Source organism: Microcoleus sp. Aus8_D2, from assembly GCF_036702665.1.
Classification (GTDB): Bacteria; Cyanobacteriota; Cyanobacteriia; order Cyanobacteriales; family Microcoleaceae; genus Microcoleus.
The window spans coordinates 1-9,431 of sequence record NZ_JAUBUN010000027.1; the positions used below are offsets into that span (position 1 = coordinate 1).

At 48.7% G+C, this 9,431-nt stretch carries 2 protein-coding genes; one reads left to right on the top strand and one right to left on the bottom strand.

Translation table 11 applies throughout. The features are described from left to right. The first annotated feature begins 108 nt into the window (after positions 1-108). Complete coding sequence (locus QUB64_RS20425; protein WP_333394180.1) at positions 109-7,803, top strand: FG-GAP-like repeat-containing protein; 7,695 nt, start codon at positions 109-111, stop codon at positions 7,801-7,803. Between the two features lie 367 nt (positions 7,804-8,170). Here the strand turns inward: QUB64_RS20425 and dprA are convergent, their stop codons facing one another. Next, positions 8,171-9,322, bottom strand: a complete 1,152-nt coding sequence (gene dprA / locus QUB64_RS20430) for a DNA-processing protein DprA (RefSeq protein ID WP_333274284.1) — start codon at positions 9,320-9,322, stop codon at positions 8,171-8,173. Positions 9,323-9,431 lie beyond the last annotated feature (109 nt).

Genomic DNA, 9,431 nt, shown 5'->3' on the forward strand with positions numbered 1-9,431 from the left:
AATCCTGTAGGGGCGGGTTCGCCCACCAACTCAAACACAGCAAACAGGTTAAATAAACCCGCCCAACCCCACGAAAAATCCCCAATTGACCCTGGTACAAGATGTGAGTTGAAACCGACAGGGAACAATTCATTTATTCAGTCATCTTTAGATGACTTGCGCTATGAAACCGGGGTTAAAAAGAACGGCGGATCAGGGAAACAAGCGAGAGATTTAGATGTAGATTTGGATCGAGATGGTTTCGCCTTCATCCAGCGCATCGCCCAACTCACAAATACCAATGTTGCCGCATCCAAAAACCTCACCGGAAGCGCGGCAAAAGGTGGCGATTGGAAACTCGAAGCAACAACCGGTGAAATTAACACACCGCTAGTATTTGCACCCGAAGTGTTAGCGAGTTACGAATATGTTTTGAATAGTTTTAGTACGCCAAACAATATTCCTGTGGGGACAAATCCCAACGGTATTGCTTCGGGAGATTTTAACCTTGATGGCAAACCAGATCTAGCTGTAGCAAACCAAGGATCTGACAGCGTTTCAATCCTGTTAGGAAATGGCACTGGTGGCTTCGATCCCGCGCCTATTGCTACCTTGACGGCTTCAAGTGCCCGATCGATCGCCGTCGGTAATTTTAACAACGATAATTTCCCCGACTTGGCAGTAGTGGGTAGCGGCAGTGGCAGCGCCCTCTCAATTTTCTTAGGAAATGGTACGGGCGGTTTTGGGAACCCCACACCATATCCTACAGGAATATCTCCTATCTCCGTTGCAGTTGGGAAGTTTAACAACGATAACTTTTCAGACGTAGCAGTCGTCAATGCCAGCCCTGGCAGTACATCTGGCACTGTCACAATTTTGCTAGCAAATGCAAGCGGCAATGGCACCTTAAACTTCAGCACAAACTTAACCGCAAAGTCAATTCCAGCTTTGATGGCAGTCGGCGATTTTAACGGAGATACTTTTTCCGATTTAGCTGTGCCAAACAGTCTTTCTGGCGGTGTTTCCATCTTTTTATCGAATGGTGCGGGCGGATTTAGCGCGGCTACTAATATTGCTGCTGGGACAAATCCTAATTCGATCGCCACTGGGGACTTTAACGGAGACAGTAAAGTTGACTTAGCTGTAGTTAACGGTGGCTCTAAAAATGTCTCAATTCTCTTAGGAAATGGTACTGGTGGCTTCAGCGCGCCCACTGATTTTACTGTGGGTACAGGGGCCCAAAGTATCGCCACTGGGGACTTTAACGGAGATGGCAAGCTTGACCTAGCAGTAAGAAGCAGCAGCGGTGCTGCAATTTTATTAGGAAATGGGGCCGGCAGTTTTAGCACTGCGAGCAACTTTCCTGCGGGGACAGATCCAACTTCTATTGTGGCGGGCAATTTTAACGCTGATACTGTCCCGGATTTAGCACTAACGAACAATGGTTCTAACGATGTCTCCGTTCTACTCAATACACCCAGTACGGTATCTTTTGTTCAGCCCAAAGTAGGTGGTACTTACAATGTAAATGAAGGTGCTACCGACACAGTAATTGATATCCCAGTTACGATCAGCAACAGCAGTTCTTTCGGGGATGTAGTTGTACCAATTGTCATCGACCCCAGCAGCACAGCTACTCAAGGTGCTGATTACACTCTTTCAACTACATCCCTGACTTTTCCTGCCAACACTACTACTCTCACCCAGAATATTTCCGTCACTATCAAAGCTGACAATATCGTTGACAGTAACGAACAAATTGTTCTAAACTTTGGCAAAATTACAGGTGCCGTTAGTAGCAGCAGTCAAGCTAAAGTGGCAATCTTGGACAGAAATAGTTCTTATACTATTGCCACCAATACTCCTAGCATTATCGAAGGCAATTCGGGCAAAACTCCGGCAACATTTACGATCGCTCGCAATGGCAGTACGGAACTGTGGAGTACGGTAGATTATACGATCGCCGGAACAGCGACTAACGGCAGCGACTACAACAATATCGGCGGCACTTCTGGGGCAACTGCTGCTACTGGCAAAATTACTTTTGCAGCGGGCGAGACATCCAAAACTATTACTTTGGATGTGTTGGGCGACGGATCGATCGAACCTGACGAAACGATCGCAATTACGCTATCAAATCCCGTTTCACCGGGTGGCGCGCCGATAATTACTACGGCAACTGCTACCATGACGATCGCCAATGATGACACTGCGGGCTTCACCGTTGCACCTACGAACATCACTGCTACAGAAGGCGGCGCAACTGGCAGTTACAAAATCAAGCTCAATTCGCAACCAGCGGCACCCGTTGACATTAGCTTTACTACAGACAATCAAATTACCCCGATCGGCAAAATTACCTTTGACAGCACTAACTGGAATGTTGAGAAGACTGTCATTGCTACTGCGATCGACGACACCGTAGCACAAGGAACGCACACAGGGACGATCGCTCACACAGTTACGAGTACCGATGCGAGTTATAGCGCCAAGGTGATTCCCGATGTGACGGCATCAATTACTGATAACGATAGTCCGGGTATTTCCATTGTCCAATCTGCCGGTAGTACAAATATTGCTGAAGGCGGTGCAACTGCTACCTACGGCGTGCTTTTAACTAGCGCACCTACTGCACCTGTGACGATTAATTTTGATGCGGGGACTCAAATTAGTACGATCGCACCTATCACTTTTACACCGACTAATTGGAATGTCGAGCAAAAGGTGACTGTGAGTGCGATCGATGACACCATAGCCCAAGGAACTCGCAGCGGCACGATTACTCACAAGTCGGTCAGCACGGATACCTTGTATAACAACCTGACGATTTCTCCTGTGACGGCCACGATTGCTGATAATGATACGGCAGGCGTGACTATTTCACCGACGAGTACAACTGCTACCGAAGGATTTGCTACTGGGACGTACAGCCTTAAACTTACTTCGCAGCCCACTGCGCTTGTGACGATTGCTTTTGGTACTGGCGATCAAATAAGTGCGATCGGCTCTATTACTTTTGACTCTACTAACTGGAATGTGGCGAAACCAGTGACTGTCACGGCTACAGACGATGCGGTTGTTGAAGGGCCGCACACAGGCAGTATTTCTCATACAGTTACGAGTGCTGATGGTAAGTATAACGGGATTGTGATTCCGGGTGTGACAGTGGCGATCGCTGATAACGATGTAGCGCCACCGCCGATCCACAATGACCCAGTACCGCCGACTCCAACGCCGACAACTGTTACGCCGACTCCGACGCCAACAACTGTTACGCCGACGCCAACGCCAACATCTGTTACGCCGACGCCAACGCCAACATCTGTTACGCCGACGCCAACGCCAACATCTGTTACGCCGACGCCGACTCCAACTCCGACGCCAACATCTGTTACGCCGACGCCGACTCCAACTCCGACGCCAACATCTGTTACGCCGACGCCGACACCTACTCCGACGCCAACATCTGTTACGCCGACGCCGACTCCGACTCCGACGCCAACATCTGTTACGCCGACGCCGACTCCGACTCCGACATCAGTCACGCCGACGCCGACTCCGACTCCGACATCAGTCACGCCGACGCCGACTCCGACTGCGACATCAGTCACGCCGACGCCGACGCCGACGCCAACAACAGTCACGCCGACGCCGACTCCGACGCCAACATCGGTATTTCGTCGGATATCTCCCACTTTTGGGACAGGTAACGAAACACCGCTAGGTAACGCTCTCCCGGGAGCTAACGAAACTCCTTTGGCTGATGATAACCCAGGCATCACAGTCTCCCCCACCAGCGGATTAATCACCACTAAAACAGGTAGCAAAGCCAAATTTACCGTTGCACTCAATACCCCACCGACTGCTCCTGTGACGATCGGTTTGAACGTTTCTCCTCAAAATCCAGCAGAAGGTACTCTCTCCACTTCGGGAGTTACTTTTACACCTCAGAACTGGAATGTACCCCAAGAAGTGACGGTAACAGGGGCTGCCGGTACTCTCAGCATTGCTGCTAATCGACCTTACACGATTGTCACAGCCCCTGCGATCAGCACTGACAGCAAATACTCAGGTATTGATGCTGCTGATGTCAGTATCACGAATATGTTCATCAATCCCTCTGCTCCAAAAGGCCCAGGAATTTTAGTAGAGCCGACAAAGGGCCCGATCACCACAGAAGCAGGTGGCACTGCTAATTTCAGTGTTGTGCTTGAGTCCCAACCTAAGGCTGATGTTCGCATCCCTGTCAGGAGTGACAACACCACAGAAGGAAAGACTTCTGTGTCAGAGCTAATTTTCACTCCTGATAATTGGAATACAGCTCAGACTGTCACAGTCACGGGTGTTAACGACAATGTAACTGATGGCGATCGCCCTTACAATATTATCCTTGACCCAGCTATCAGCAACGATGGCCCTCCCCCTGGCAGCTTTTCTTCAACTCCCCGTTACTCAGGCATCGATCCTCAAGATGTCAGCGTGACTAACCTCGAACGCAAATACACTTTCAGCAAAATCACTACGGAAATATCGAGTTATTTCAACGGCGGAGCAATTAGCGGTTGGGGAGACTACAACAACGACGGGAAACTGGATTTTATCGCATCGGGTCGTTCTCAACCTGTTGGTACATTCGGTAGTAGTACGGACTTTGTAGGGTCTTGGTTGTACCGAAATACTGGCACTACTTTTACCGCTGAAAGTGGCTACCCAAAGCTGGAGTTAGCCGATGCCGCAGCTTGGGGAGACTACGATAATGATGGCAAGCTAAATTTTGCCCTGCAAGTAAATCCACAAATCTTTCAAAAATTTGGCTCACAGCAACCACCAGGTTTTCTCAAAGTCTATGGCCCAACAGCTTTCAACGGGGATCAAATAAGTTCCCCAGGTAGTTCCCAATCGTGGGCAGACTACAACAATGACGGCAAACAGGATCTCCTGAATGCCACCCAAACAAGTATCGTCAACCCACAGACAAGTGGCTCGGCTCAGGACAACGCCAGCGTACTGTATCGCAATAAGGGGAATAATGGGAATGATAACAATGGTGCTTTAACACCAGATATTAATGCCCAAATCCCGGGTGTTCTCAACGGTTCCTCTGCGTGGGGAGACTATGACAAAGATGGCAAGTTGGATCTCCTGCTGACGGGGAACAGCGTTTCCGGCAAAATAGCCAAGGTGTTCCGCAATACTGGCACCACCTTTACCGAAGCTTTCGCCTTACCCGGTGTTTCTAATGGTTCGGCAGCATGGGGAGATTATAACAATGACGGCAAACTCGATATCCTGCTGGCGGGCGATACCGGTTCGGGCAAAATCGCCAAGGTGTTCCGCAATACTGGCAGCGGATTTAGTGAAGACGCGACTGCTGTATTGCCGGGAGGCAGTTTTGCTGCTTGGGGAGACTACGACAATGACGGTAAATTGGATATTTTGCTAGACGGCAAAGTGTACCGCAACACTGGTAACGGCTTTAGCGAAGACACAAATGCCGGACTCAGTGACAGCGGTGCCGCAGCTTGGGGAGACTACAACAATGACGGCAAACTTGACATCTTGATCGGCAACCAAGTCTATCGCAGCAATACAGCTAATGCGAACACCCCGCCCACTGCACCCACAGGGCTGTCGGCTGCACCGAATGGCAACAAAGTCACTTTCAACTGGAGTAAAGCGACTGATGCTCAAACTCCTACCGATGGTTTAAGCTACAACCTGCGAGTTGGCAGCACTCCCGGTGGCAAGGATATTCTCGCCCCCACATCTCTCGACGATGGAACTCGACAAATTGTTGGGTTAGGCAATACCAGCCAAAACACCAGTTGGCAACTCAATAACTTGTCTCCAGGGAAATATTACTGGAGTGTGCAATCCATTGATAATGCTTGGGCAGGTTCCCCTTTCGCCACAGAAGGCAGTTTTACAGTAGACAATACAGCCACCAACCGATCGCCAAGGGTTAACAATCCCATCATTGAGCAGAATCGCGGGATTTTCCGCAGCGACTACCGTTTGACTCTTGCTCCCAATACTTTTATTGACGACGATCCAGGTGACAGCCTCACTTATTCCTACTCAATAATTCCAGAGCCAAAACCGGACTCCGGCCCCTTAATACCAAACTCTCTCGATTGGCTTAGCGTCAACCCGAATACTGGCAATTTCATTCCGCCGGATTGGCTTAAATTTGATCCAAATACACTCACCTTTAGCGTGAATGTGAATGCTGGGAATGTCCCCTCTTTATTCTATTTGCCAATTAAGGTGACAGCAACGGACAATGCTGGTGCCACTGCCACCGACTTCTTCCACATATACCGCAGTGGCATTTCTGGTATCGCAATCGACGGTTACATCGCGGGATCTACTCTCTTTTTAGATGCCAACAAAAACGGCATAAAAGATACCAATGAACCATCCACAATCACTAACAGCAACGGTGAATTCAATCTCGATATTCCCTTCGACATCTTCGACAAAAACAAAAACGGAGAAATCGACCCAGAAGAAGGCAATTTGGTTGCGATCGGAGGCACAGACACTGCCACCGGATTACCCCTAGAAACACCACTCACTGCACCACCAGATGCTACTGTTGTCACCCTATTAACCAGCTTAATTGTTGACTTAATAGACAAAGGAATTGAACCAGAATCAGCCCAATCTTTAGTCAAGGCATCCCTCGGACTGCCAAATGAATTTGATCTGACTAGGTTAGACCCGATCGCAGCCACAAACAAGAGTTTACCGGGCGGAGTTCAAGTCTTAGCCGCGATGGTGAAAGTCCAAAACACCATCACTCAAACAGCCGCCTTGATTGACGGTGCATCCAGTGCAGCCAATCACGATATTGTCAAAGCTGTTGTCAGTTCAATAGGCGATAAAATTCAAGCTGGTGCAGTCTTAAATCTCAGCAATCCAGCCGCCTTAGAACCAATAATTCAGCAATCCGCTGCTAAAATCCAGCAGATTGACCCCAGTTTCAACATTCAAAAAGTCACCCAAATTACCTCGCAATCCGCGACAGTAATGGCAACAGCAAATCAGCGCATAGATGCCGCTGTCACCAACCCAACAGCAACATCAATTCCCCAAGCAGTTGCCCGCGTCCAACAAGTATCCTTGGGAACAACCACTCAAGACTTCAAAGCAGTTGGTGCCGGAAGCAAGCCAATTTCGCAGCTAGTTACTGACAATACTGGTGCTGCTTTAGATAGCAAAATTCAAGCCGTAACATTACCGCAAGGGATTGCAACTCCTCTTGTCACCGGCGACGCGGATTTGGGCAGCAATTCCCCAGGTCAAATCAACGGCACAAATGGCAACGACATTCTCACTGGCACCACCGGAAATGATGCAATCAGCGGCCGACGAGGCAACGATCTCCTAGACGGTAATCTTGGGGATGACACTCTTTACGGTGGCAAAGGTAGCGATACTTTGCTCGGTGCTAGCGGTAATGATGTCTTGTTTGGCGGCCGCGGTGCTGATATCTTGAACGGCGATGATGGTAATGACATCTTGTTTGGCGGCAAGGGAGATGATTTACTCAATGGCGGTTTGGGAGATGATACTTTGACTGGAGGAAAGGGAGTCGATAAATTCCTGCTTGCTACCAATTCCGGGACTGATACTATTACCGATTTTGAATTTGGTAAAGACTTCTTAGTATTGGGTAACGGGCTGACTTTCTCGCAATTGGCGATTAGTCAAGATAGCGGTGCAACATTAATCCGGTTTGCCCAAACTGGGGAGATTTTGGCTTCCCTCAGCGGAGTTTCTGCTAGCAGTATTACCGCAGGGAGTTTCGGATTGATTTAAAGGTTCGTAGTTCGTAGGGTGCCATTGTGCACCTTACCACGATTATCTGCAATTCATCTTCCGTAGGGGCGGGTTCACCAATATCTATGATTCACACAGTCAATATTTGTAAACCCGCCCCGGCCTCAGTTATGATGATTAATTGATCTCGTTTCCGGTAAATTCATCACACCGATGGCCCAGCGCGCAATCAAGGCCTAGATCCCCCCTAACCCCCCTTAAAAAGGGGGGGACTGGAGTGTTCAAAGTCATCCTTAAGAAGGGGGACAATAATCTTCTCAAAGTCCCCCTTCTTAAGGGGGATTTAGGGGGATCTAGACTCAGCGATCGGCGAGATTTCATGGTTAAATACGATCGCTAATACAAATCAACACCGCTGATATCGCATACCCGGCAACTGCGAAACTAATCCCAACAATTCCAACTGCAAAAGAATACCAGAAACCGTTCCCGCTGCCAATCCCGCAGCCTCCACAATTGTATCAAGAGAACTCGGCCCCGAACCCAGAGCTTTTAACACTACAGCCAACTCCGCATCCAATAGCGGTTCTTGCTTTTCAGGGGCCGGATTTGTCGGAAACAGCGACAACTGCTGCGCGCTATCCAATTTTGGCATAGCTCCGAGCATTTCCAGCAACCGGTCTTCGCTTAAAAGTCGATCGCAATTCGGGAGAATCGGATGAGCACCTTTACTCAGCAACTCCAAACATCCAAACGATCGCTCATCATCCAATCTTGCCGTCAAAACATACACATCGCGGCAAAAATCATTAGCTTGATAAGCAGTAATTAACGCGCCGGACTTCTGCGGAGCTTCAATCACAATAGTAGCGCGACTCAAGCCAGCAATTATCCGATTTCGGCGCGGAAAATTAGTTTTATTCGGTTGAGTGCCCGCCGGATATTCGCTAATTGCCAATCCCTGCTGTATCAGGCGATCGCACAACCGCTCATTTGGCTTAGGATAAACGATATTAACCCCAGTACCAAAAATAGCCAAAGTCCGGCCTCCCGCCTCCAAACAGCTTGTATGAGCCTCGGTATCAATGCCCGCAGCAAATCCCGAAACAACAGTAAAACCGTTTTTAGCCAAAGCCGTACTAAATTTGCGAGTCCAGCGGCGGCCGTATTCCGAAGGACTGCGAGTCCCAACAATTGCCACCGTCGGCGTAATTCCGCGATTCTCTTTTAAGTCAACTAAACCCCGATAATACAGCACAGGTGGCGGATTTGGAATTTCCAATAACAAGCTGGGATAATCTTTATCTGCGGGCGTCCAGAAACAGGGATTTTTGATAAGATGTTTCTCTATAAATTCTTCAGGATTGAGTTTAGATCGTTCTTGCACAACCGTTTCTATTGTCTGTTTTCCAAACCCTTCAACTCGCATTAAATCTACTGGTTTTGCCCTCCAAGCATCTGCCAAAGTCTTAAAATGTTGGTGCAACCTTTGCAACAAAATCGGGCCGATACCGTTAATCTGCGACCATGCCAACCAGTAAGCGCGTTCTTCTAGCAAAGACTTGCCCTCAATTTATGCGAGAATAATTTTATCATTTTTTAAGGGTTCGTAGTGAGGACTTCAGTCCTTTCTTTCCTTGCGGACTAAAGTCCTCACTACGAACCAA